Below are 23,432 nucleotides of genomic sequence, written 5' to 3' on the forward strand. Positions count from 1 at the left end.
CTATTCGGCAGGATTGTTGCGTGCGGTCTGATCATCTATGCCTATATGCCTGCCGGTTGTCCTGCCAGAGAGATGAATCCGCGAGACTACTCTAATAGCGGGATTTACGATGAGGAAATTATATATATAACTGACAAGCATGAGCACGAGAAAGACAAGGGCTATAGTTGCTGCTGCAAAAATCAGCTTGGCAAGGAGCCCCATAGGCTCGGGGCTTTTGAAAACTGTATCCCACAACAGTGGTTTAATCAGGAAGTTTTCATGAATTAAATATATGCCCAGCGTGGATGGTGCAAGAGCAATGATGAGCCTGCTCCAAAGAGTATTGCCACGGTTGAGTGTACGAATCTGTGTTACCCAGATGAATATGACGGAGCCGGATATTACAGCAAGTATTGGCGAAGCACCAGGTCCTGCGGTCAAAAGGTTGGTTGGCGGATTGCCTAGGATGGCGGTCATTGAGTTCTGCCTGCCAAGTGCGCGTGTGCCTACTACGCACAGGCCGAAGCTGATCACAGTGCAAATAAGTGCAGAATACCAATGGATGCGTGGTAGTCTTTCAGGGTAAAGCCTGATGTTTGCACCAATAAGGTAAATGGAAATCAGATAACCGCAATCGGTATAATACTGGCTCTGCGCATTGAGTATTCGCCATATGAACGTCACCCATATGATCATGGCAGTCAAGATCCATGATTGTGCAGAGGTTAAATGTTCCATAAGTTTGTTGATGAACGGGCTGAAAGCGGTCATGATGAAATATGCGCTGATGAACCAATAGGCTATTTCGGTGATGGGGAGGAAAGAGACCAGGCCACTTTTGACAGTCACTCCAGCCAGGTAGTGTTCAGGAATGGCATGGTTCCATTTCAAGAAAAGAAACAGTAAAAATATAGGTGCTGAGTAGAGAAAAATCTGTATCCACAACTTCCACAGACGTTTGATAGGGCTAGTCGTTTTGGTGGCTACAAAATAGGCTGATATGAGTACAAACAGGGTGACGCCTACCTGTCCAAGGAAACTGAGAGCATTATGAGTCGCTCCCGCCCACGTTCCCGTTTGGGCCGGATCGGTATGTACTGCCCAGTTGTCATCGGCGAAAAAGTGAGTCGTAACAATAAGCAGCATCGCTACGATTCTTAGGAACTCAAATTTCCAGTCTCGTTGCTTGTTCGGCATAAGGCCTCCAGAACGTTTATCAAACTAGGTCGTGGATCGCTGCGACTCTTCCTTGATAGTACTCAAACCATTGTGTTAGTAATGAACAAAGGAAGTAGGAGAGCTCTTGTCATTGGCGGGCTCTGGTAGTCTGTACGCTTGTGAGAAGCATCGTAGATAGATTACGCCAGCGATACCACTATTCATTGGTTATCCTGCGTGAGCTTGTCAAGACCGATTTCAAGCTCAGGTATCAGGGATCCTTCCTTGGGGTTGCCTGGTCCGTTCTGCAGCCGCTGATGCTCTTCGTGGTTATGTATCTGGTCTTCGCCAAATTCCTCAGGATGACCGATGGCACGCCGACCTATCCCGTCGTGCTGCTTCTGGGTATAAGCTCCTGGCAGTTCTTCAACGAGTCAACTTCCATAGGCCTGCGTTCCATTGTGGATCGTGGCGACCTCCTGCGTAAGGTGCATTTCCCCAATTACATCGTGGTTGTATCTGCTACCATGGGGGCGCTGATCAGCTACGGTATCAACCTGATCGTGGTTCTCATCTTTGCCATCTTCTGCCGGGTGCATTTCACTTGGAGAGTCCTGTTGCTGCCCATCAGCGTATTCCAGCTGTATATTCTGGCCTTGGGCTTCACTCTGATCATGGCTACCATGTACGTCTACTTCCGTGACGTCTCGCATATCTGGGATGTGTTGCAGCAGGTGATTTTCTATTCCATCCCTGTCATCTATCCTCTGACGGCGGTGTCGGGAATCCATCATTGGTGGGGCCCCGTCGTTGCCAAGCTGCTTCTGCTCAACCCTATAGCGCAGTCCATCCAGGATATCCGGCATTCATTCATCGCTCCGGAAACCACCCCCACGGTATGGAATCAGATCAGCAATCCCTTCGTGACCATGATCCCTATCCTGCTCACTGTGATCATGGTGGTGCTGGGTGTATGCGTATTCCGCAAGTACAATCACAAATTCGCCGAGGTGATGTGATGAGCAAGGCTGGGGAACCAATCCGTCAGAAAAAAGACGATCGGCCCGTGGTCCTGTCTGTGGAGCATGTGGATAAGGTCTTTCGTCTGCCCACCGAACAAGCCACAGGACTCAAGCAGGCCTTTATCAACTGGACACGAGGAATCAAGGGATACAAGGAGCAGCAGGTGCTGCAGGATGTGTCCTTCCAGGTGCATCGGGGTGACTTTTTCGGCATCGTTGGACGCAACGGCAGCGGCAAATCAACCCTGCTCAAGCTGATTTCGGGCATCTACTATCCTGAACGCGGTCGCATCTCCTATACGGGCAAGCTGGTGCCTTTTATCGAATTGGGCGTCGGCTTCAACCCGGAGCTGACAGGCCGTGAGAACGTCTACTTGAACGGAGCCCTGCTGGGATTCACCCGCAGCGAGGTCGATGCCATGTACGATGACATCGTGGACTTCGCTGAACTGGGCGAGTTCATGGATCAGAAGCTGAAGAACTACTCCAGCGGCATGCAGGTGCGCCTGGCTTTTTCCGTGGCCATCAAGGCCCAAGGCGACATACTGATCCTGGATGAGGTACTGGCTGTCGGCGATGAGGCCTTCCAACGCAAATGCGATGATTACTTCACCGAGGTCAAGAAGGATCCCAACAAGACGGTCATCCTCGTCACCCACGACATGGGTGCCGTGAAGAAGTACTGCGACCGGGCGATTCTGATCAAGGACGGCCATGTGGTGATTAACGGCGACAAGGATGATGTCGCCAACCGGTACACCTTGGAAAATCTCAAGGCCCCCGACAAGCAATCCGATGGCAAGAAGCAAGGGGATGAATATCCGACCGGTCTCAGCGCCCAGGTACCCCTCCTGCGCGCCTATCCGGTATCATCCTCGGTCTGCAAGAGCTCGGATACCTTCCGTTTTGACGTGGAATACGACTGCGCTGAGTATGACAATCTCTATATGGCCATCGCCATGCACGACACTCGACGCGGCGGCATAGCCTATGACACAGGTTCCGATGTCATCCGTCTAAAAGCCTGTGGGCATCAGGTGGTGCATTGTTCGGTGCCCTTGAACATTTTCAACAATGGCGAATTTCGTCTCGTCGTATCCCTGCGCGTGCGGGATGCCGCGCAAGCGGACAAAAATGCCCCCACCAAAATGATTGCCTTCACCAATGACGAGAACTCCTGTGTCTTTGCCATCAGAGACAAGCGAAACAGGGAGTACGCCTTGTTGAGCGACCGTGGGCTGCAGATCAGTCTTTTGGGCGAGGAATCACTCTGACCTGTCTGTACCCGCAGCACTTTCGATAGAATCGGAATATGAGTCACGAGAGTTGGGGAAAGAGGAGTATGGATTCCCCGGAGGAGCCCGCCGTCAGGGTCGTCGCCCTGGTATTGGCCGGTGGGGTTGGCGCCCGTATGCGCGGACCGGTGCCCAAGCAGTTTCTGGTAGTTCGGAACAAGCCGGTACTGGTCTATACCCTGGAAGCTTTTCAACGAGCAGTGGCCGTCGAGGACATCATTGTCGTATCCCTGCCCGAGTGGACAGGAATCGTTGAGCAGTATGTCAAAGATTGCGGGCTGACCAAGGTCCGAGCTGTTTTACCTGGAGGTGCCAGCGGTTTCGAATCCATTCGTTGCGGTCTGCGTTATCTTGAGAAACAGTATTCGCCTGAGGACATCATTCTGATCCATGACGGTGTTCGCCCCTTGCTGACTGAAGAAGTGATCAACGCCAACATCGCAGGTGTGGAGAAATACGGCAATGCCGTCACTGTAGTGCCGGCAACCGAGGCTTTGCTTCATACCGATGACGGCGAGTCCAGCAGCAGGGTGGTTGAACGTTCTCACGTCATGCGAACCCAGACCCCACAGAGCCTGCGTTTGCGCGATCTTTCACTAATCCATCGCCAGGCTGATGAGATGGGTATTCATGATTCGGTAGCTACCTGCACGCTGCTGATCGAGACTGGTCATGTGGTTCATGCGGTAGCCGGTGACAATTCCAACTTCAAGCTCACCAGTCCCGAGGATGTGGCGCTCTTCGAGGCCTATCTCGATGCCAAGGGAATGTCCTGATGACGGGGAGAGGACGAGTCGATGCAGACATTCTGCAACAGGATGTGAATGGTCTGGCCGACGCCCATCCGGACTTGTGGCGGGAGCTGGATGGCTGCAGGATACTGATTACCGGCGGAACAGGCTTTGTGGGTTCCTTCATTCTGCATCTGATAGCTGCTTTGCGTCGTCGCCATGGCCTGCATATCGATGTTCTTGCTGTGGTCAGGAGTCGGAAACGTCTGCGAGATGTTTTGGGCGACGACTGGGAGGACTCATGGCTGCAGGTCGTGGAACAGGATCTTCGCGCCCCCCTCTCGCTGCAAAACGAAGGTCCGATAGAGTATTGCATCCACGCCGCCAGCAATGCCGACCCCGTGGCCTACCAATCCGATCCCATGGGGACCATGATGACCAACGTGGTTGGGACTGAGCAGATTCTGCAATATCTGGCGGATCTGGACACCAAGCCCTTCCGAGTGGTTTATCTGTCCAGCGTTGAAGCCTATGGAGGTCATAGCCAGGAGGGGATCCTCAAGGAGGGGGATAGGGGAAGCTTTGACCCGGCAGTGGTCCGCAACTGCTACCCAATCAGCAAGCTAGCCGCTGAAAACCTTTGCGCAGGGGCACGTCTGCAGCTGGGCCTTCCTGTGACTGTGGCACGTATGGCCTACCTGTATGGCCCGGGTGACCGGCTGGACGATCCCAAGATCATTACGCTTTTTCTGCGGATGCTTCAAGAGGGCAGGGACATCGAAATGCACAGCCCGGGTCTGCAGCGACGTAGCTACTGCTATATCAAAGACGCGGTCTATGGCATCATGCTGCTTCTGCTGCGCGGCCAGGATTCGACTTACAACATCGCCAAGGGCAAGGAAGAAGTCACCATAGCCGGGGTGGCTCGGAAACTGACTCGGCTTTTTGGACGTCCGGGCGGTATGGTGCGGTATGAACAGCCTGATCAGGATGAGCTTGCGCGCTTCTCTCCTCCGGAGGACAATATTCTTGATACTTCCAAAATGCGGGCTCTGGGATTTGAGGCAGAGGTCGGACTGGCGCAAGGACTGGAACGCACCGGTCGGTATTTTGGCATGCGGCCGTCAACATGGCAGACCGGCAATGTCGCAGGGAAAGGCATGGACAATGAATAGCCGTCTGATTGCCGGCATCAAGGGGCGCCTGCCCATCTCCTCCCGGTCTTTGCGGGACTTCCGGGCGCAGGATGATGCCAGATATGCTCGACTCCTTCAGGTGATCGATGATCAGCGGAAGGCCCTGGACAAGGCTCAGGAGAGTCTTGACCGCTTGGAGAGGCAATGCCGTGCGCTGAATGAGACCTTGGAATACGTCCATGATTCGAATAGCGTCATGTACTGGCAGCTGTTCCGGGGAGATCATGAGACCACTGAGCAGGCTCAACTCAGATTCTTCAGAGGGCTGCCCAAGGCCGAAGGCATCCATGCGCTCTTCCAGGATGCGGAGGCAAGGCTGTTCGAACTCTTTGATCAGTTTTGCCGGGATCATGAGATATCCTATTGGGGTACCGGCGGCACAGTGCTGGGCGCCTTCCGTCAGCAGGATTTCATCCCCTGGGATGACGATATTGACGTCTACATCACTCGCGAACAGTTGAGCAGGTTGGAAAAAGCCGTGCACGAGGATGGACGTTTCCGTGTCACGGTCGTCTGGGACTGGTATGTGCCTTGCAAGCAGATCAGATTCCGGTCAATAGATGAGGCCAACCCCTGTTTTGTCGATCTTTTCCCCCTGGATTGGGTATCTGGCAATCCGGAAGATGCTTGGCAAATCTGCACGCAGGAACGTTTACAGTTTGTCCAGGAAATCCGCAAACAATACGCGAGCTCCTCTTGGAGCCGGGATATTTACATTTCCGGGGCGGATCCTCTGATACCCGCCCTGGAATCCGACCTGCAGGCACACCTGGCAGATCTGGCGACTCGCGTATCCATCCTGCCCACAGCTGATGGCGCTGCAGGATTGATCAGGGGCATTGAAAACATCGACGAGGTGCGCTCATCCGGTCCCTACTTGACCGGTGACTGGACCGGTTCGACGACTCTGCCCTTCCGCGGGATCTCTGTTCCAGTGCCCAGGAATTATCGCGAGTACCTGGGTAAGGCCTATGGCGACTACATGGCTTTGCCGCGCGACATGCATTCCCATGAGCATGTCGCCGATGAGTACATTACCTCGCCGGAATCGGTACGAGCCATGCGCAGGATGCTTTCGGAGGATTGGGAACGGACTCCTGGTGATGAAGAACGGAAGTGAGACGTCTGGGCTTCGTTCGGGCAGCATGGAAGGCCATGAGTCGTCGGGGCCCTCATGCCTGATGGTGACGGGGGGTGCCGGGTTCATCGGCACGAATTTTGTGCGTTATGTGCTGGCCCACCATCCTGGCACGCACATCGTGGTTTACGATCTGCTCACCTATGCAGCCAAGATCGATAACCTCCATGGCCTTATTCCCGATCGGATCGATATGGTCCATGCCGATATCTGCGACGCGGAATCTGTTGAACAGGCCATTCGCCGGTTTCGTGTCGATGCCATCGTCCATTTTGCGGCTGAGTCGCACAACGACAACTCCATCCAGGATCCAGCGCCCTTCATCAGGACCAATCTCTATGGCACCTATGTTCTGCTGGAGGCGGCCCGTCGCCACGGCCTTCGCTTCCATCAGGTGTCCACTGATGAGGTTTTCGGCGATATCGGCTTCGATGATCCGCACCGTTTCACCGAGGCCAGCCCTTACCGGCCCTCGAGTCCGTATTCGGCCACCAAGGCAGGAGCGGACCATTTAGCGCGAGCCTGGTGGCGCACCTATGGGACCCGGGTGACCATCTCGAACTGCTCCAACAACTACGGTCCCTATCAGCACATTGAAAAATTCATTCCTCGGCAGATCACCAACATCCTGTCCGGAATCCGTCCACGAATCTATGGCCAAGGACGTGCGGTCCGGGATTGGATCCATGTGGAGGATGACTGCCGGGCCATTTGGAGCATCCTGGTTCATGGAGCGCCTGGATCAACCTACCTCATCGGCGCGGATGGCGAGTTGAGCAACATGGAGGTGCTCAGGATGATCCTGCGCCTCATGGGCCGTGGGCCGGACGAATTCGATTTGGTGGCAGATCGGCCTGGAGGGGATCGTAGATATGCCATCGATGCCGGAAAGATACGGCGAGATCTGGGTTGGCAGCCTTTGCACCGAGACTTCGAGCAGGGTCTGGCAGAGACGATTGACTGGTATCGTTGTCACCGCAGGTGGTGGGTAGGTGATAAGCAGGCAGTCGAGGCTCGCTATCGGGAGCAGGGACACTGATATTTGTAGCTGTACCACCCTTGGATGTAAACTAATCGGGTTCCCATCGTGGCCAGAGAACTGTTCTGCCGCGAATGGCGTGCAATACACCCTCCTGTCACGGAAGGTCCGTGACCTGTAAGTCCAAAGGAGGTGGGTGATGTCTGCGCATAAGTATGAATTGATGTTCATTGCCGATCCGGCCATGGATGAGCGCTCGCTGAAGAAGCTGACCGACCAGTATCTCGAGGTGGTCACCAAGGAAGGCGGCTCCGTCGACAACATCGATGTCTGGGGCCGTCGCAAGCTGGCCTACGAGATCGACAAGCATAAGGAAGGCAACTACGTGGTGGTCGAGTACACCTGCGAGCCTTCCGCCAGTGCTGAGCTCGATCGTGTGCTCAACCTGAACGAGTCCGTCATCCGCACCAAGATTCTTCGCAAGGATGACAAGTAAGCAAACAGTAAAAGGACATCGAAGCGTCGGCTGACATTCGCCCCAGCAGGCCCATTCCCAAGTCCTCATTCCGAGGAAAGGTCGTGACATGGCGGGAGATACATACATCACCGTGGTGGGTAATCTCACTGCGGATCCGGAGGTGCGTACGACCTCCAATGGAGGCACGGTGGCCAACCTGACCATCGCGTCCACGCCCAGGCAGTTCAACAGGAACTCCGGGCAGTGGGAGGACGGCGACTCGCTCTTCATGCGCTGCTCGGCCTGGGATTCCACCTACAGTCCCATGGCCTCCAACATTCAGGCCAGCCTGACCAAGGGCATGAGGGTGATCGCTCAGGGTCGTCTGGTGCAGCGCTCCTATCAGGATCGTGAGGGCAACAACCGCACGGTCGTGGAGCTGCGTCTGGACGAGATTGGACCCGCACTGACACGGAACACCGCCCAGGTCACCAGGAATGCCAACACTGGTGGCGGAGGATCCCGTGGTGGTTTCGCTGGCTCCAACAACGGCGGATACCAGGGTGGGGCTTCCTACCAGGGCGGCGCCGGCGCGGCATCGGCCCCCATGGGTCGTCAGCAGCCAGCGCAGAGCCAGCAGGCCCCTGCTCAGGATCCCTGGTCATCGACCGGGTCCGGCGATTCCTTCGGATCCTTCGGGTCCACCGGTGAGTTCGGTGGTTCCGGGGACGAACCCGAATTCTGAAGTTTCATAGCGTCATCATTCATTTAAGGAGTACCAATGTCACGTAAAAGGCCGCAACCGCCGGTCAAGCCCTTCAAGAAGAAGCCGAATCCTCTGAGGGCCGCCAAGATTCATACCATCGATTACAAGGACGTGGCTCTGCTGCGCAAGTTCATCTCTGACCGCGGCAAGATTCGTTCCCGCCGCATCACCGGCGTCACCGTCCAGGAGCAGCGCGAGATCTCCAAGGCAATCAAGAACGCCCGTGAGATGGCCCTGCTGCCCTACGCCACCAACGGTCGCTGAGGGAGGTCAGGATTATGGCAAAGGAAACCAAGGTTATTCTGACCGATACCGTGACCGATCTGGGTCACAAGGGCGACGTCGTCGCAGTCAAGCCCGGCTATGCGCGCAACTTCCTGATTCCCCAGGGACTGGCTTTCGCCTGGTCCAAGGGCGCCGCCGCGCAGATCGAGTCCCTGCAGCGGGCCCGTCGCGCCAAGTCCATGGCCACCCGTGAGGATGCTGTGGCTGCCAAGACCGCCATCGATGGGCAGACCGTCGAGATCGCAGCCAAGGTGTCCGATTCGGGCAAGCTTTTCGGCGGCATCTCCAACGATGCCATCGCCCAGGCCCTTCGCCCCCTGGCCGACGTGGATCCCCGCGCCATCTCCGTGGAGACCATCAAGACCACTGGCGAGTTCCCGGCAACCGTAGCTCTGCACCCCGAGATCTCGGCTGCTTTCACGGTCAAGGTCGTCGCTGAGTAGCAAATGCGACCTATCCCATAAGGATCCCTTGAAATAGGGATCTGGGCTTAAGCAGGAGGCCTTCCCGCAGCGGATTATGCGCGGGAAGGCCTCCTTATGCGTTACAGGGCATTATCCGATTTAGAAATTGCCGCCGTTCCAACCCCAGTCGGTGGTGGCCGTGTAGCGGATGTAGGTGCGGTCCTTGGGGATGGACAGCTCCGATTCCAACGTATCCATGATGGTCTTGGTCAGGCTTTCCCAAGCGGACTTGGGCACATCGCTGCCGAAGACGTTGACCTCAACATAGGCCGCGGGTTTGCTGTCATCACCACCGAAGTAGATGGGCATGTCCGACTCGAAGGGGCACATGAGCCAGCCCTCGGACTTGCCGGGGACAGCGGTGATGGCCTTGCCGTAGGCGGTCTTGATCCGCTCGCGCTGTTCGGCGGTAAGGGGCGTGCTTACGTGAGTGTGGATAACGGGCATGGTGCTTCCTTTCGGGTCCGCCCGGCATGACCAATCAGGATGATTCGGTCCGCCCGGCGGATGGCTGACTATTCCCGTCCCATAGTAGCCTCGACCGGACGGGCTGGTTCAGTGCCAGCCGAAGGGCCGATGACTTAGGGACCAGGCCCCCAGACGGTGGGCCACCGAACGCGGGTTGACCGGCTTGCCGGGGGCTGGCGCGTCCAGCAACCATTTGCGGATCAGGAAGTTCCAGATGGCCACCACCACGGTGGCTGTGATCTTGGCGATGTTGGCGTAGAGCAGGTAGCGGGCGTGCATGGTGGTGATGGCATCCGGGGGCAGCATGGCGGTGCCCATCCACAGGATCACCTCGTTGATTCCCAGACCGATGACCGAGGAGACCAGGAAGACCGCCATCTCCATCCACCGGGCCATGTCCTCCCGATGCTTGAAGACGTAGCGCATGCTGGCCAGATAGTTGAAAACCAGGGAGATCAGGAAGGAGATGGCTCCTGCCAGGACATTGTTCAGATGCGGACCCATGATCAGCAGGTTCATGATGCCGATGTCGATCAGGAAGGCGATGACGCCCACGATGCCGAACTTGAGCAACTGTCCGATTAATCTACGCACGGTAGCCCATTCAATCATTCCTCCTGTGCTGGCGGGGTACCGGGAGCCGCTTGTGCGCAAAAGCCTTACGTTACGCCCTCAGGCGGGCAGCTCGGTCAGAATGGGCTCCTCGGTGCTGCTGCGAATCTGACGGAAGCCCACAAAGGCGATGGCCAGCGAGGCCAGAGCCAGCGTAGTGACCACCCCGAACCCGCCCTGGGATCCGTAACGGTCTATGAACTGCCCTGCTACAGCCGAACCGGCCGAGGACCCGATCGAATTCATGGCGCTCAACCAGGCCATGCCTTCGGTGAAGCGGATGGGCGGCACCAGGTGGAGCATGAGCTGGTTGCCGTTGATCCAGGTGGGTGCCTGGCAGACGCCGATGATCAGGTAGATGACCATGATGGTCCACAGATTCCTGGCGAACATGAAGGTTCCGATGCCCAGGTTGACCACCAGCAGGCAGAAGTAGAAACGCTTCCAGAGGGGGATGGTCCAGTTCTTGGCCCCGTAGAGCAGGGCGCCGACCAGGGAGCTGAAGGAGAAGCAGGCGAAGACAAACCCGGTCATCTGCTTCATCCCCTGCTCGGTGGCGAAGGCGATGATGGAGATGGAAGCCGCGCTCTGGAAGGCTCCCAGACCGAACCAGGTGGCACAGACGGCAATCATGCCGGCGCTCCAGAAGGCGCCGCTGCGGCCGTTCCCGCCCTCCTGTGCCCGCAGACGAGCCACCTGCCGAGCCTGACGCTCCCGGTACTCCTTGCGGGTGATGCCCTGGGCGCGGGCCATGTCCGTCTGCGAGGGCGGCTCGGTTTCTCGGCAGGAGAGGAACATGAAGGCCCCGACCAGCACGCAGATCCCGGTGAAGGAGAAGGCCAACACGCCTGAAATGACCGCCAGTATGGAAGCCAGTGGGTTGCCGATCACCCACATGGCCTCATCGAAGACGCCTGACAGGGACAGGGCCTGGTTGGTGGCCCGATGGTCGCCACGCAGCAGATGTGTCCACCGGCTACGGCTCATGGCTCCCCAGGGTGGAATGGCCGCCATGAAGGGGGTGACCAGGTAGAGCACCCAGGTGGGAGCGTGGGCGGTGATGGCCGTAATCAGGACCGTGGCGGCCACGATCCAGACCAGAACCGTGGGGATGGAGACCTGCCGCTGGCCGAACTTGTCGACCATCTTGCCCAGCATGGGGCTTATCAGGGCGAGGGCCACGGCCTGGATGGCGGTCAGGGCGCCAGCCAGGGAATAGCTGCCGTAGTAGTGCTGCACCGAGATGGTGATGGTCATGCCCACCATGGGGAAGGGCATGGAGGCGATGACCGACCCCACTGCGAACCGAGCCGTGTGCGGCAGCCGCAGGAGCGCCGAGTAACCTCCGAAGACCCTGTGACCGGCTTCGATCAAAGCCGCCTTCAATTGCCGTGGCATGGGCTGTTCGTCTCGCTTTCCTTGGGTGTTTTCACGGTCCCGAAGCATGTTTTTCCACAGGACCTTCCAGACGCATGAAGGGATGTGGGGCTGCTGGGGGGACTGCTACAGTGGTAACCATATCGGCGCCTGATCGGTGCCATTCGGATACTGATGATTCTACCCTCCGCCATGGTCACTTATGGGGCCTGTCGGGGAGTTTGGGAGGTGGGTCGTGCCTGCGACGACCATACATTTCGTCCGTCATGGCCAGGTTGATAATCCCGATCATATTCTCTATGAGCGATTGCCGGGATTCCATTTGTCTGACAGAGGCAGGGCCATGGTCGAGGCGACGGCCCGCTTTTTGGCCGAGGCTCCCGGCATGCGCAATCTGGAAGCCGTCTACTCCTCTCCGCTGGACAGGACCCGGGAGACCACGGACATTCTGCTTGAGCAGATCAACCCCGCTCGTGTCCGGCACGGCTTGAAACCGTTGGAGCCTATCTACGACCGTCGTCTGATCGAGGCCGGCAACGAATTCCGGGGCAAACGCATCGGTCACGGGCAGGGGGCCTTTTGGCGACCCTCCAACCTGCGGCTGATCCTGGATCTGCGCCGTCCCAGCTGGGGGGAGTCCTATCGGCAGATCGCCCGGCGAGTGGGGGATTTCGTCCGGCAGGTGGTTCATAACCATCCTGACGCCCAGGTCCTCGCCGTCTCGCATGAATCGCCCATCTGGTCGTATCGTCATCTCCTGGAGACCGGTCATCCCGAGCACAACATGCTCCTTCGGGCCACTGCCCTGGCTTCTGTGACCTCCATCACCCTGGACTGTGAAACCGGCAAATTGCTGGGAATCGCCTATGCGGACCCGGCGGCAGGCGTGTAAAGACCGCTCGAGCGGCCTAGGATGGCTGGGGATACTGTCGTGGATGACTGTCCGAGAACCCGATGAAGGAGCGTGATGATCATGGTGGATGTACAGGCAAGCCTGGATGCGATAGCCGGACGGCCCGCCCTGGCTCAGGCAGCTGAGCAGGGGGCCAGGCTGGTGGACCTTTGGCCCTTGACGAATGCAGAGCATCTGGCCAACGACGCCAAATATGCGGAGGACCTGCAGGTGCGCATCAGCATGGTGCTGGCGCAACTGATGACGGGAGAGGATGTGACCATCCCAGACGCTGAATACGTCTATGAGGGCGCTGAGGACATCCCCGGTCGTCCCCAGGATCTGGTGGATGCCCTCATGGCGGCCAACGATGCCATCGAGGCGGCTGCACAGGCGCAGGACGACCAGTCCAAGACGCTTGCGGATTTGGCCGAAACCCTGGGCAGCGGCTGGGACCAGGCTCGGCAGCAGGATGTGGCTGCCGGCGTGGCCAAGGCCGAGCAGTCTCTGGATGGTCAGAACAAATCCCCCGAATCCTCTCGGGGCAAGGAGGGAGTGACCCAGGCCCTGGCTACGAGTCTGGAGATCTGCCGTGATCTGCTTCAACGCGCCGGCGCCGACTCTGACCATGCTGCGGCCGCCGCGCCGGTCTTGGTCTATGTCAATGAGCTCAATGAGCGACTGGGCATCCCCCGGGCCTTCCTGTCTGCCGAGGACGTCATCCACGCCCTGGGGTTACTGGATGATCCTGAGGCTTTCGCCGACCTGCTGGCTCCTCTGGTGGGTGCTGAGTGGGACCACCATCGTCAGGAGGTGCTCTGGGACCCCGAGGAAGCCAAGCGCAAGGCCAAGGAGGATGACGAACGCAAGAGCCGCGAAGCCCTGCAGGCCAAGTTCGCCCATGTGCCCGAGGACCCCAACAAGCCTCCTGTGGAGCTTTAAGACCTCCTGCCCTTCGCCTTGGCATCGGTCAAGGCGAAGGGCAGGGTGGATTCAGCGGTCGAAGCGTGCTCCACGTGGATCGCTGGGCCGGGCCAACAGAATGATCCCGGCGACGGTTCCGGCAATCATGATCAATACTCCCAAGCCAAGCAGGGAGAGCGAGGATTCTGGATGCCCGTCTACAATAGCCACGATGGCGAAGATCAGAGGGATGCTGCCCGCCAGTTCGCTTACGAAGGGCAGGAGTATCCAGAAGCCGGACATGTTGGTGTCATGAAGGCGTCGTATGCTCACGGCCAGATTGGGTATGAAAAGTCCTATGGTGACCAGGAGGGACAGAATCCGTCCCACAAAGTTGGATCCTGAGCTGATGATCGAGATCGCAAGGTTGATGAGGAAGATCATTAGAAAAGCCCACCAGAATTCCCCACGGGAGGCCCTTCCGGAGAAGACGGAATATTTGACGAAGAACCGCTTGCAGGCGTTTACGAAGTCAATGCCGTACCAGGGTGCGTTCAGCGGCGGCTCGCCATTGTACCCGGCATCCGCATAGGGGTAGGCCGGATACTGCGGGACCTGAGGTCCGGGCTGGTACCCTGCCTGATACCCCGATTGGTAGCCTGCCTGCGACCAACCTTCAGGCGATTGATAAGAGTTGTCCGATGCATAGCCAGACGGCGGGGTTGTACCGTTGGGCTGGCCGTTGGACTGGCCGGGATTCGGACCCTGACCGTAAGGCGCCTGCTGCTGTCCGTAGTACTGCTGTTCATTGGGCTGTTGACCATAGGGCTGTTGCTGGTTGTAGCCTGGCTGTTGACCCTGTGGCTGTTGACCGTATGGCTGCCCTTGGTATGGCTGTTCCCGGTGGTAATCGCCGGCAGGGCTTTGGGCTTCGCTCGTTGGATGGTAGATGTCGCTCTGGTCCGAAGCCGGCTGTGCATAGCCGGATTGTCCTGGTTGAGGCTGGTTCTGGTAGGCTGTGGTTTCTGAGCCGGTTCCGTCACTAGGGACCTTCGGGGACCAGTCGTTGGCCGAACCCTGATCAGCCGAACCCTGGTCATTGGGGATCTGGTTCCCGTCGTTCGTATCATCTGGATGGCTCATGGATATCGTCCCTCTCATCTTCTGTTGATAATCCTGAATCTGACTTTGCCGTATATTCCTATTATGGCAGGCCGGTTCTTCTATCTGCTAGTCATTGATAGTGCGGGGATGGGGGGACTCGTCACACTTACTCGGATCAGTCTGTCAGATTCGGTATTTGATTGCTGCTGCAGGATTCTTCACTCGTCGTCCGGATTGACCATATGATCATCGCCGGCATCGCCCAGAAGTAGCCTTTCAGTCAGGGTGATCAGGCCCAGCAGAAGGGCGGTCAGCAGGATGATGACCAGGGTTGCCGAGAAGATCAGCGGGGTTCTAAAGGAGTTGAAGGCCGATTGCAGCCATATGCCCAGACCGTTCCTGGCGCCCAGATACTCCGAGGTGGCCGCGGTGGCGAAGACATAGGCGGCGCTGATGCGCAGACCGCCGAAGATCTGCCCGGAGGCCACTCGCAGCTTGACATGCCAGAGCGTCCAGGTTTCAGTCGCCCCGCAGTTCAGCGCAACGTCCTGGTAGAAGCGGGGCACTGATTTGAGGCCCCGGTAGGTCTGGACCACTATAGGGAAGAGGGCGAAGACGGCCACGATGACCACCTTGCCCAGGGGTTCGAATCCGAACCAAATCACGAACAGGGGGGCGATGGTGATCAGCGGGATCATCTGTGCTCCGGCGATCAGGGGATAGAGGGCGTCGTGCAGGGTACGCCAGCTGTAGAGGGCCAGGCCGATCACTATTCCCAGGACCGAGGCCAGGAGGAAGCCCAGAAGGCCCTCAAGGGCGGTGATGGCGGTGGCGGGCAGCAGGTCCTCCCGGGATTGCACTGTGGCATCCAGGATTCGGCTGGGTGCCGGCAGAACCTGTTCGCTGACTCCGCCCAGGCGGGCGGCCAGCTCCCAGATGATCAGGAGTGCCAGCAGGGTGATGGTCGGAGGTAGCGCCCGGGTACCGCTCTGCTGCCGCACCCTCATTGATCGGCTGCTTCCCGGACGTAGCGATCGGTCCACAGGTCCTTGGCCTGAGGGGCCTTGTCGGGGTCTGCCTTCTTGGCGTCCCGGTAGGTGCCTGCCTTGAACTGAAAGTCCAGATAATCCTGGGCATCCTTGACGTTGATCAGTCCGCTGATGCTCTTTTGCTCTGGACTGTCAACCCAGTACCCCTCCTTGACGATGCTCTCCATGGAGCGCTTGGCCAGGGTCGGGTCGATGGCCGATCCCTTGGTCTCCTTGACCAGGATGTCCGCCGCCTGGTCGGGGTGGCTCAGGGCGTAGTTGTATCCCTTCAGGCAGGCCTTGACGAATGCCGTCAGGGCGCGACGGTGGCCGGCCTGCTGCAGCCAGGAATTCTTGACCACGAAGCCCAGCTGGTCGGGGTTGCCGGGCACTCCCCAGTCGGCCTGGGTGAAGCAGTGCAGTGCCGGGCCCTTGAGCTCGCTCTCCACGCCCTCCCAATTGGCGTAGAAGCCAGCAAAGTCGCCCTTGCCGCTGGTCAAAGTGGCGAAGGTGTTGGTGCCGCTGGTCACCCGCTTGAAGTCGCCCTTGCCGCCCGCATAGCGGATCATCTGCTTGACCACGGCCGTCTGTTCGGCCGAGCCGAAGCTGACGAAGGTCTTGCCGTCGAAGTCCTTAGGGGTCTGGATGTCGGTGCGCGAGGCCAGCGAGCACCAACGTGCCACGGAATGCTGGCCTATGTTGAAGACCTGCCGCAGGTCGGCCCCCTGGGAGTTGAAGGTGGCCAAGTTGCTCAGCTTGGAGAAACCTACGTCGGCGACCCCGTTCTGGACTGAGGTCTCGGCTCCTGCCTGGGCCGTGGGCAGGATGGTCAGCTTCAGGCCGGCCTTGTCGAAGTAGCCCAGATGCCGGGCCACGTAGATGCCCACATGATTGGTGTTGGGCGTCCAATCCAGCATGAAGGAGAGCTTGGAGCCGTCATCGGCCTTGTTCTCTGCACCCTTGGACCCGCAGGCTGCGCTCGTAGCTGCCATGCAGAGCGCCGCTGTCAGGGCAAGCGCCCGTACGATCAATTTGCGGCCGGGAATTCTCCTGAAGCCACTGTTCTCCGACATGCTCATCACTGTCACCTTGCCTCTCCGACACCCCTGGTGCCCATCCGCATCGGGGCCGCTACGGGAAGGTGAGGAGCCCGCGCGACGATCCGATACGGTCTTGACCGATGGAATTCTGCGATGTGTGCCACGGCTGCTGCCACCAGCCGCGCGAACAAGACCACTCTAGTCCAACCCGGCCGCTCCTGCCTCGCCGTGGTGAAAGGTTGCATCATATGCCCTTATACTGGAGACTCACGAGAGGTCCGTGCGGGCCGGCCGCTGTCGGTCCCGTCCGGAGCAAGACATCCGATTTCGGTAGGGTTCGACGGAGGGTTCCCATGTCGGTGACCATCAGTGATGTGGCCAAGCAGGCGGGCATGTCCGTATCCACGGTCTCCCAGGCGCTCAACGACAAGGGGCGCATCTCCCCGCCCACCAAGGACAGGGTCCGCAGGGCGGCCATGGAGCTGGGCTACATCCCCGACAGCCGAGCCCGTTCCATGCGATCCTCGCGCTCGCATGCCGTAGGTCTGCTGGTCCCCGACATCCGCAACCCCTACTTCTCCGAGCTGGTCTACGCGGTTCAGGACCAGCTCTACTCGGCAGGCTACGCGCCCCTGATCGGCGTGTCCTCTTGCCGGGCCAGCAGGCAGGAGGACTATTACCGCATCCTTCTGTCCCGACATATGGACGGCGTGTTGGTCGTGCCTGACGGGCCCACGTCGCCCATGCTGCGCACCATGCTGGCAAGGGAATTCCCCGTGGTCTTCGTGGACCGTCCGGACCGGACCCTGCCCGGCGTCCCTCTGGTGGATTCCGACCCGGTACCCGGCATGGAGGCGGCCCTGGACGCGCTGGTAGCCAGGGGAAGCAGACGAGTGGCCTTCGTCCCGGGCCCAGAGAGCCGCTCCTATACCTTCCGCGAGCGCGAGCAGGCTTTCCTGGACGGCGTGGATGCCCGTCAGGGGTTGACGGGGTTGGTGGTCCGCCAGGGGTTCGAGGACCGTCCCCGGGCGGCCGCGACCATGCGCCACCTGCTCGGCCAAGGGGTGGACGCGGTCATCTTCGGCTACTCGGCCGATGCCATCAAGGCCGTCGCCATGGAGTGGGAGGGCGACCTGCGCTCACGTGTGCCCCTGGTCTCCTTCGACGACCTGGAGGTCTTTCAACTGATCAGTCCCCAGGTGTCGGTCATCTCCCAGCAGGTGGATCGCATGGGCCGCCAGGGCGTTGACATGCTCCTGTCCATGATTGAGCCGGGGCGGCAGGCTCCGGAGGGCATGGGCGTGGATCGCCGTCTGCGCACCCAAACCCTCTTCGTGCCAAGGGGCCTGCTGGCTTAGGTCCGTTCCTGCTTGACGCAGGGGTCGGGGCTCGACAAATCATGTGCGTGTCGGGCGGCTGTGTCGTCCCTGTAAATGATTTTCAATGGCCTTTCGGCCATTTGCCGCCCTTGTCCATACCCTGCTATTTGTGACTCAGCTCACAAAACATGGGAATAACTAAATGTAGGAAACGAATCATCCGCAGACACTACATATGGTGGTCACGACGTGATAGAGTGAGTCTTGTCATCAAGAATGACATCCATGTGATTCGCCGTTCCCGGCATGGAATTCAGGAACGCCAAAGCAAGAGCACATGAACAGTTATTAGAAGACCATATGAGGAGTGACGATGGATACTGAGGTCATGACCGATAGCGTGAAGGAGCGTGGCATTTCGGATCGCGATGCTGTCGATGGCATTCTGGTCGAGAAGCGCGACGGCCGGATCGTCGATTTTGATCCCGTCAACATCATGAACGCCATCGAAGCCGCCTTCAAGGATGTCAAGCACGAGGTCAGCCCCGAGGATCGTCAGCAGATCCGGGGTATGGCCCTGACCGTTCAGTCCGAGATCACCGATCGCTACACCAACCCGGTCAAGATCGAGGACATCCAGACCCTGGTCGAGCACGCGCTGGTCAATGCCCATCTTTACGAGATCGCTCGCTCCTATACCTCCTACCGCCTCGACCGTGACATTCAGCGGGCCAAGGCCACGGATGTCAACGAGGCCGTCCATCGTCTGACCAGCAAGGACGAGACCCTGGTGCGGGAGAACGCCAACAAGGACGCCAACGTCTACGCCACTCAGCGCGACCTGCTGGCTGGCGCGGTCTCCAAGGCCTCGGCCTTCGCCATGCTGCCCAAGGATGTCTCCAACGCCCATATGAAGGGCGACATCCACTTCCACGACGCGGACTACTCGCCCTTTACGGCCGAGACCAACTGCTCACTGCCTGATTTCGGCGACATGCTGGCCCATGGTTTCGAGCTGGGCAACGCCATGATGGACTCACCCAAGTCCATCGGTACGGCCGCCACGCAGATCACCCAGATCATCAAGGACATCGCCGGCTCCCAGTACGGCGGCCAGACGGTCAACCGTTGCGACGAGATGCTGGACAAGTACGCGCGTCTGGACTACAAGAAGAACTATTCCATGGCTGAGGCCGTCCTGCCGGACGAAGAGCCCATCGACGTGGCCAAGGATGTCGTCCGGGGACTCAAGGCTCGGGAGGCTGATTGGCTCCACCTGGACGATCGTGCCCCTATCGGCGAGGACGCCCCCTTCGACCTGGACGCTCCGCAGATTGTTCGGCTGCGCCAGGTCTATGCCAAGATCCTGACCCGCAAGAACATCTACGATGCCATGCAGACCATGGAGTACCAGATCAACTCCAACCGTGTCTCCAACGGCCAGACCCCCTTTGTCACCGTGGGCTTCGGGCTGGGCACCTCCTGGTTCGCCAGGGAGATCCAGCGGGCCATCTTCCTGATTCGTATCCGCGGACTGGGCAAGGACCGCCACACCGCCATCTTCCCCAAGCTGGTCTTCACCATCAAGCATGGTCTCAATGCGGACGAGGGCGATCCCAACTACGACATGAAGCAGCTGGCCCTGGAGTGCTCGACCAAGCGCATGTACCCTGACGTGGTCTTCTACGAGAACCTGGTCAAGATTACGGGCTCCTTCAAGGCCCCCATGGGCTGCCGTTCCTTCCTGCAGGCCTGGACCAACCCCGAGACGGGCGAGGATGAGGAGGACGGACGCATGAACCTGGGCGTCGTCACCGTCAACATCCCCCGCATCGCCCTGGAATCCCGCGGCGACAAGGATCGTTTCTGGAAGATCTTCGATCAGCGTATGGAGGTGGCCCACCACGCCCTGCAGTTCCGTATCATGCGCTGCAAGCAGGCCACGCCCATCAACGCTCCCACCCTCTACCAGTACGGCGCCTTCGGAAGGCTGAAGCCGACCGACAGCGTGGATACTCTCTTCCGCAACAGCCGCGCCACTGTTTCGCTTGGCTATATCGGCCTCTACGAGGCCACCAGCGTCTTCTACGGCAAGGACTGGATGAAGGATCATTCCTGGGATCCGGAGGGCAAGGAATTCGCCCTGAGCATCGTTCGCCGGATGAATCAGCTCTGCAAGCAGTGGGAGAAGGCTGAGGGATACCACTACTCGGTCTACTCCACCCCGGCCGAGTCGCTGACCGACCGCTTCGCCCGGATGGACAAGGAGAAGTTCGGCGTAGTCGACGGCGTGACCGACCATGACTTCTACACCAACAGCTTCCATTACCCGGTCTGGCTGCGGCCCACACCCATGGAGAAGCTCAGCTATGAACGGGACTTCCCCTATCTGGCCTCGGGCGGTTTCATCAACTACTGCGAGTTTCCCTCCATGCAGCAGAACCCCAAGGCCCTGGAGGCGGTCTGGGACTACGCCTACGACATCGGCATCGGCTACTTGGGCACCAACACGCCCATCGATCACTGCTTCGTCTGTGGATACGAGGGCGACTTCGAACCCACCGAGGAGGGCTTCAAGTGCCCCGAATGCGGCAACGACGACCCTGACAAGTGCAACGTGACCAAGCGCACCTGCGGCTACCTGGGCAACCCCGTCCAGCGGCCCATGGTCCACGGCAGGCACGAGGAGATCGCCCACCGCGTCAAGCACATGGAGGGCGAGACCGGCCACGTGGTCCTCAAGGACGGATCCACCAAGGAGTGGTTCGACGACAAGGCCGAATAGGCTCTGAAAAGACGCAGTTAATGGCGGGCCGGGTAGTTTGCGGCCCGCCATTGTCATGAGGAGGACCAGATGACGGACATACAGGGAGCCATGAGGAAGACAGGCGGCCACCGTGATTTCGCTGCTGATGAGCAGGGGCGCGGTCCGGGGGTTCCCTCTGCGCTGACCAACAATCCCAAGGCCGGCCAGTGGGACGGTCGCCGGCTCAGTCGGGGAATCGTGGCGGACTACAAGCGTCTGGTCATGACCGACGGCGAGGGGATCCGCTGCTCCCTCTACGTCAGCGGCTGCCCCTTCCGCTGCCAGGGGTGCTACAACGCCTCCATATGGGACTTCGGCGCCGGACACCCCTATACCCAGCGGCTTGAGGACCGCATCATCAAGGACCTGTCGTTGTCCTATGTGCAGGGCATCACCTACCTGGGCGGGGAGCCTCTGCTCAACACCCCCATGTTGCTCGGCCTTTCGGAGCGAATCCGGCGCGAGTTCGGCCACGAGAAGGATATCTGGTGCTGGACCGGCTACACCTGGGAGGAGCTGAACCGGCCGGGGGAGACCCCGGACAAGGCCCAGCTGATCTCCTACCTTGACGTGCTGGTGGACGGACGCTACTTGGAGAATCGGAAGAACAGCCTGCTCCAGTTCCGAGGCTCGGACAACCAGCGGATCATCGATGTGCCACGGTCCTTGGAGCAGGGCCAGGTGGTCATCTGGTCCAAGTTGCACGACCAGACCAGGTTCATTCCGGAGACCTACAGCAAGGACCGTCAGCAGGAGCAGCAGCGGGGCTGATACCGGCTCCTGCCCTGAATTGGTCTACGTCGCCTTGCCGGGGCACAATGGGTGTCATGACTGATGAGCATGATCACGACGCCAAACCCGACCTGCCTAAGGACCTGAGGGTCCGTTTCTGCCCTTCGCCGACCGGCACCCCGCATGTGGGCATGGTTCGAACCGCACTCTTCAACTGGGCCCAGGCCCGGCACTCGCATGGCACCTTCGTCTTCCGCATCGAGGACACCGATGCCCAGCGCGACAGCGAGGAGAGCTACCAGCAGATTCTGGAGGCCCTCAAGTGGCTGGGGCTGGACTGGGACGAGGGTGTGGAGGTCGGCGGCCCGGATGGCCCCTACCGGCAGTCCGAGCGTGGCGACATATACCGCGATGTAGCCCGGCAGCTGCTGGATGCCGGCTACGCCTACGAGTCTTATTCCACCGCCGAGGAGATCAAGGAGCGCAACCTAGCCGCCGGTCGTCCTGCCGCTTTCGGCTACGACGGTTACGACCGCGACCTGAGCGAGGAGCAGCGTCAGGCCTTCCGTGATCAGGGCCGGCGACCAGCCCTGCGCGTCCGCATGCCCGACGAGGACATCGCCTTTGACGACCTGATTCGCGGACACATCGAGTTCAAGGCCGGGTCTGTGCCCGACTATGTGATTGTGCGCCCCAACGGCGATCCACTGTACACGCTGACCAACCCGGTGGATGACGCCCTGATGCGCATCAACGTGGTCCTGCGCGGCGAGGATCTGCTCAGCTCCACCCCCCGGCAGATCGTCCTCTACAGGTACCTGATGGAGCTGGGCATAGCCCGGGCCATGCCCCTGTTCGGGCACCTGCCCTACGTCATGGGCCAGGGCAAGAAGAAGCTGTCCAAGCGCGACCCCGAGTCCAACCTCTTCCTGCACCGGGAGCACGGCTTCATTCCCGAAGGCCTGCTCAACTATCTGGCCCTGCTTGGTTGGTCCATCGGCCCCGACCGGGATGTCTTCTCCATGGACGAGATGGTTGAGCACTTCGACATCCGGGACGTCAAGGCCAATCCGGCCCACTTCGATATCGACAAGGCCGTGGCCATAAACGCCGAGCACATCCGCATGCTGGAGCCACAGGACTTCCTGAACCGGTCCCTGCCCTACCTCAAGCGCGACGGGCTGGTGAGTGCCGAGCGCTGGCAGGACCTGAGCGATCGTGAGCAACGGATTCTGAGTGCTGCCGCCCCACTGGTCCAGCCCCGCGTACGTCTGCTGGGCGAGGTCTCCGGCATGGTGGGCAGTCTGCTCAGCCAGGAGGATTACCTGGAGCCCGAGCCGGACGCCCGCAAACAACTCAAGGATTCCGCCGGACAGGTCCTGGACCTGGCTATCGCCGCCCTGCAGGGTGTGCCGGACCAGGACTGGAAGACCGATCACCTTCACGACCTGCTTACTCAGGCCTTGGTGGATGAGGGCGGCTATAAGCCCCGTCTGGCCTTCGGCCCGGTCAGGGTGGCGGTCTCGGGAAGGCGGGTCTCGCCGCCCCTGTTTGAGTCCCTGGAGATCCTGGGCAAGAGTACAACACTCCGAAGGATGTCCAACTTGCGCCAAAACCTCTGAGCGGGTATATTTCTTTTTTGTTGTGCTACTGACCTGCTGAACCGGGTTCGTACGCG

The 23,432-nt window shown here is 59.3% G+C and carries 23 protein-coding genes; 16 read left to right on the plus strand and 7 right to left on the minus strand.

Annotated features, from left to right (window positions below):
- Positions 1-1,179, minus strand: coding sequence for an acyltransferase family protein (locus JF70_RS01195; protein ID WP_052690661.1), 1,179 nt, complete (start codon positions 1,177-1,179; stop codon positions 1-3).
- 140 nt (positions 1,180-1,319) lie between these two features.
- Here JF70_RS01195 and JF70_RS01200 point away from each other — a divergent pair, with 140 nt between their 5' ends.
- The 10 genes from JF70_RS01200 to rplI all read left to right on the plus strand — a co-directional run bounded on the left by JF70_RS01200 (position 1,320) and on the right by rplI (position 9,452).
- On the plus strand, positions 1,320-2,159 hold the full coding sequence (locus tag JF70_RS01200; RefSeq protein ID WP_045934991.1) for an ABC transporter permease: 840 nt from the start codon (positions 1,320-1,322) through the stop codon (positions 2,157-2,159).
- Positions 2,159-3,436 carry an ABC transporter ATP-binding protein gene (locus JF70_RS01205; RefSeq protein WP_045934992.1) on the plus strand — a complete coding sequence of 426 codons (1,278 nt, stop codon included), beginning with the start codon at positions 2,159-2,161 and terminating at the stop codon, positions 3,434-3,436. Before JF70_RS01200 ends, JF70_RS01205 begins: the two co-directional genes overlap by 1 nt.
- A gap of 38 nt (positions 3,437-3,474) precedes the next feature.
- Positions 3,475-4,233 carry an IspD/TarI family cytidylyltransferase gene (locus tag JF70_RS01210; protein WP_082069316.1) on the plus strand — a complete coding sequence of 253 codons (759 nt, stop codon included), beginning with the start codon at positions 3,475-3,477 and terminating at the stop codon, positions 4,231-4,233.
- The gene (locus JF70_RS01215) at positions 4,233-5,363 is read left to right on the plus strand and encodes an NAD-dependent epimerase/dehydratase family protein (protein ID WP_045934994.1); all 1,131 of its coding nucleotides are present in this window, start codon (positions 4,233-4,235) and stop codon (positions 5,361-5,363) included. Before JF70_RS01210 ends, JF70_RS01215 begins: the two co-directional genes overlap by 1 nt.
- Entirely contained in the window at positions 5,356-6,504 is a 1,149-nt protein-coding gene (locus tag JF70_RS01220; RefSeq protein ID WP_052690662.1) for a LicD family protein, read from the plus strand. Before JF70_RS01215 ends, JF70_RS01220 begins: the two co-directional genes overlap by 8 nt.
- 25 nt (positions 6,505-6,529) lie before the next feature.
- Positions 6,530-7,561, plus strand: a complete 1,032-nt coding sequence (gene rfbB / locus JF70_RS01225; protein WP_045934995.1) for a dTDP-glucose 4,6-dehydratase — start codon at positions 6,530-6,532, stop codon at positions 7,559-7,561.
- Positions 7,562-7,700: 139 nt separating this feature from the next.
- Positions 7,701-7,997, plus strand: coding sequence for a 30S ribosomal protein S6 (gene rpsF, locus JF70_RS01230; RefSeq protein ID WP_015021308.1), 297 nt, complete (start codon positions 7,701-7,703; stop codon positions 7,995-7,997).
- 88 nt (positions 7,998-8,085) lie between these two features.
- Positions 8,086-8,703, plus strand: coding sequence for a single-stranded DNA-binding protein (locus tag JF70_RS01235; RefSeq protein ID WP_029677658.1), 618 nt, complete (start codon positions 8,086-8,088; stop codon positions 8,701-8,703).
- A gap of 36 nt (positions 8,704-8,739) precedes the next feature.
- Positions 8,740-8,988, plus strand: coding sequence for a 30S ribosomal protein S18 (rpsR, locus tag JF70_RS01240; RefSeq protein WP_015021310.1), 249 nt, complete (start codon positions 8,740-8,742; stop codon positions 8,986-8,988).
- Between the two features lie 14 nt (positions 8,989-9,002).
- The gene (rplI, locus tag JF70_RS01245) at positions 9,003-9,452 is read left to right on the plus strand and encodes a 50S ribosomal protein L9 (protein ID WP_045934996.1); all 450 of its coding nucleotides are present in this window, start codon (positions 9,003-9,005) and stop codon (positions 9,450-9,452) included.
- Between the two features lie 120 nt (positions 9,453-9,572).
- Here the strand turns inward: rplI and JF70_RS01250 are convergent, their stop codons facing one another.
- The 3 genes from JF70_RS01250 to JF70_RS01260 all read right to left on the minus strand — a co-directional run bounded on the left by JF70_RS01250 (position 9,573) and on the right by JF70_RS01260 (position 11,951).
- Positions 9,573-9,920 carry a phenylpyruvate tautomerase MIF-related protein gene (locus JF70_RS01250; protein ID WP_045934997.1) on the minus strand — a complete coding sequence of 116 codons (348 nt, stop codon included), beginning with the start codon at positions 9,918-9,920 and terminating at the stop codon, positions 9,573-9,575.
- 108 nt (positions 9,921-10,028) lie between these two features.
- Positions 10,029-10,535 (minus strand): GtrA family protein, encoded by a 507-nt coding sequence (locus JF70_RS01255; RefSeq protein ID WP_045935991.1) that lies wholly within the window; start codon positions 10,533-10,535, stop codon positions 10,029-10,031.
- Positions 10,536-10,613: 78 nt separating this feature from the next.
- The gene (locus tag JF70_RS01260; RefSeq protein WP_045934998.1) at positions 10,614-11,951 is read right to left on the minus strand and encodes an MFS transporter; all 1,338 of its coding nucleotides are present in this window, start codon (positions 11,949-11,951) and stop codon (positions 10,614-10,616) included.
- Positions 11,952-12,165: 214 nt separating this feature from the next.
- Here JF70_RS01260 and JF70_RS01265 point away from each other — a divergent pair, with 214 nt between their 5' ends.
- Complete coding sequence (locus JF70_RS01265; RefSeq protein ID WP_045934999.1) at positions 12,166-12,822, plus strand: histidine phosphatase family protein; 657 nt, start codon at positions 12,166-12,168, stop codon at positions 12,820-12,822.
- An 81-nt stretch (positions 12,823-12,903) separates the two neighbouring features.
- The gene (locus tag JF70_RS01270) at positions 12,904-13,764 is read left to right on the plus strand and encodes a hypothetical protein (protein ID WP_156149549.1); all 861 of its coding nucleotides are present in this window, start codon (positions 12,904-12,906) and stop codon (positions 13,762-13,764) included.
- 51 nt (positions 13,765-13,815) lie between these two features.
- Here JF70_RS01270 and JF70_RS08410 read toward each other — a convergent pair whose 3' ends face one another.
- From JF70_RS08410 to JF70_RS01285, 3 genes are all read right to left on the minus strand, one after another.
- Positions 13,816-14,868, minus strand: a complete 1,053-nt coding sequence (locus tag JF70_RS08410) for a DUF805 domain-containing protein (protein ID WP_052690664.1) — start codon at positions 14,866-14,868, stop codon at positions 13,816-13,818.
- Positions 14,869-15,047: 179 nt separating this feature from the next.
- Positions 15,048-15,836 carry an ABC transporter permease gene (locus tag JF70_RS01280; RefSeq protein WP_045935001.1) on the minus strand — a complete coding sequence of 263 codons (789 nt, stop codon included), beginning with the start codon at positions 15,834-15,836 and terminating at the stop codon, positions 15,048-15,050.
- Complete coding sequence (locus JF70_RS01285) at positions 15,833-16,849, minus strand: ABC transporter substrate-binding protein (RefSeq protein ID WP_231578782.1); 1,017 nt, start codon at positions 16,847-16,849, stop codon at positions 15,833-15,835. The genes JF70_RS01280 and JF70_RS01285 overlap by 4 nt, the downstream gene beginning before the upstream one ends.
- A 401-nt stretch (positions 16,850-17,250) precedes the next feature.
- On the opposite strand from JF70_RS01285, the gene JF70_RS01290 reads away from it, so the two are divergent.
- The 4 genes from JF70_RS01290 to gltX all read left to right on the plus strand — a co-directional run bounded on the left by JF70_RS01290 (position 17,251) and on the right by gltX (position 23,376).
- Entirely contained in the window at positions 17,251-18,255 is a 1,005-nt protein-coding gene (locus JF70_RS01290; RefSeq protein WP_045935002.1) for a LacI family DNA-binding transcriptional regulator, read from the plus strand.
- A 349-nt stretch (positions 18,256-18,604) separates the two neighbouring features.
- Complete coding sequence (gene nrdD / locus JF70_RS01295; RefSeq protein WP_045935994.1) at positions 18,605-21,001, plus strand: anaerobic ribonucleoside-triphosphate reductase; 2,397 nt, start codon at positions 18,605-18,607, stop codon at positions 20,999-21,001.
- 69 nt (positions 21,002-21,070) lie between these two features.
- Positions 21,071-21,793, plus strand: a complete 723-nt coding sequence (nrdG, locus tag JF70_RS01300) for an anaerobic ribonucleoside-triphosphate reductase activating protein (protein ID WP_082069320.1) — start codon at positions 21,071-21,073, stop codon at positions 21,791-21,793.
- 56 nt (positions 21,794-21,849) lie between these two features.
- Positions 21,850-23,376: a glutamate--tRNA ligase gene (gene gltX, locus JF70_RS01305; protein ID WP_045935003.1), complete on the plus strand. Its 1,527-nt coding sequence runs from the start codon at positions 21,850-21,852 to the stop codon at positions 23,374-23,376.
- Positions 23,377-23,432 lie beyond the last annotated feature (56 nt).

Origin of the sequence: Bifidobacterium mellis (genome assembly GCF_000967265.1) — a bacterium.
GTDB classification, from domain to species: Bacteria; Actinomycetota; Actinomycetes; order Actinomycetales; family Bifidobacteriaceae; genus Bombiscardovia; species Bombiscardovia mellis.

Excerpts from the sequence above, each read along its gene's own strand:
- JF70_RS01195 (WP_052690661.1), bottom strand. The coding sequence starts at position 1,179 with ATGCCGAACAAGCAACGAGACTGGAAATTTGAGTTCCTAAGAATCGTA.
- JF70_RS01205 (WP_045934992.1), top strand. The coding sequence starts at position 2,159 with ATGAGCAAGGCTGGGGAACCAATCCGTCAGAAAAAAGACGATCGGCCC.
- JF70_RS01210 (WP_082069316.1), top strand. The coding sequence starts at position 3,475 with ATGAGTCACGAGAGTTGGGGAAAGAGGAGTATGGATTCCCCGGAGGAG.
- JF70_RS01215 (WP_045934994.1), top strand. The coding sequence starts at position 4,233 with ATGACGGGGAGAGGACGAGTCGATGCAGACATTCTGCAACAGGATGTG.
- JF70_RS01220 (WP_052690662.1), top strand. The coding sequence starts at position 5,356 with ATGAATAGCCGTCTGATTGCCGGCATCAAGGGGCGCCTGCCCATCTCC.
- rfbB (WP_045934995.1), top strand. The coding sequence starts at position 6,530 with ATGGAAGGCCATGAGTCGTCGGGGCCCTCATGCCTGATGGTGACGGGG.
- rpsF (WP_015021308.1), top strand. The coding sequence starts at position 7,701 with ATGTCTGCGCATAAGTATGAATTGATGTTCATTGCCGATCCGGCCATG.
- JF70_RS01235 (WP_029677658.1), top strand. The coding sequence starts at position 8,086 with ATGGCGGGAGATACATACATCACCGTGGTGGGTAATCTCACTGCGGAT.
- rpsR (WP_015021310.1), top strand. The coding sequence starts at position 8,740 with ATGTCACGTAAAAGGCCGCAACCGCCGGTCAAGCCCTTCAAGAAGAAG.
- rplI (WP_045934996.1), top strand. The coding sequence starts at position 9,003 with ATGGCAAAGGAAACCAAGGTTATTCTGACCGATACCGTGACCGATCTG.
- JF70_RS01250 (WP_045934997.1), bottom strand. The coding sequence starts at position 9,920 with ATGCCCGTTATCCACACTCACGTAAGCACGCCCCTTACCGCCGAACAG.
- JF70_RS01260 (WP_045934998.1), bottom strand. The coding sequence starts at position 11,951 with ATGCCACGGCAATTGAAGGCGGCTTTGATCGAAGCCGGTCACAGGGTC.
- JF70_RS01270 (WP_156149549.1), top strand. The coding sequence starts at position 12,904 with ATGGTGGATGTACAGGCAAGCCTGGATGCGATAGCCGGACGGCCCGCC.
- JF70_RS08410 (WP_052690664.1), bottom strand. The coding sequence starts at position 14,868 with ATGAGCCATCCAGATGATACGAACGACGGGAACCAGATCCCCAATGAC.
- JF70_RS01280 (WP_045935001.1), bottom strand. The coding sequence starts at position 15,836 with ATGAGGGTGCGGCAGCAGAGCGGTACCCGGGCGCTACCTCCGACCATC.
- JF70_RS01285 (WP_231578782.1), bottom strand. The coding sequence starts at position 16,849 with ATGGCAGCTACGAGCGCAGCCTGCGGGTCCAAGGGTGCAGAGAACAAG.
- JF70_RS01290 (WP_045935002.1), top strand. The coding sequence starts at position 17,251 with ATGTCGGTGACCATCAGTGATGTGGCCAAGCAGGCGGGCATGTCCGTA.
- nrdD (WP_045935994.1), top strand. The coding sequence starts at position 18,605 with ATGACCGATAGCGTGAAGGAGCGTGGCATTTCGGATCGCGATGCTGTC.
- nrdG (WP_082069320.1), top strand. The coding sequence starts at position 21,071 with ATGACGGACATACAGGGAGCCATGAGGAAGACAGGCGGCCACCGTGAT.
- gltX (WP_045935003.1), top strand. The coding sequence starts at position 21,850 with ATGACTGATGAGCATGATCACGACGCCAAACCCGACCTGCCTAAGGAC.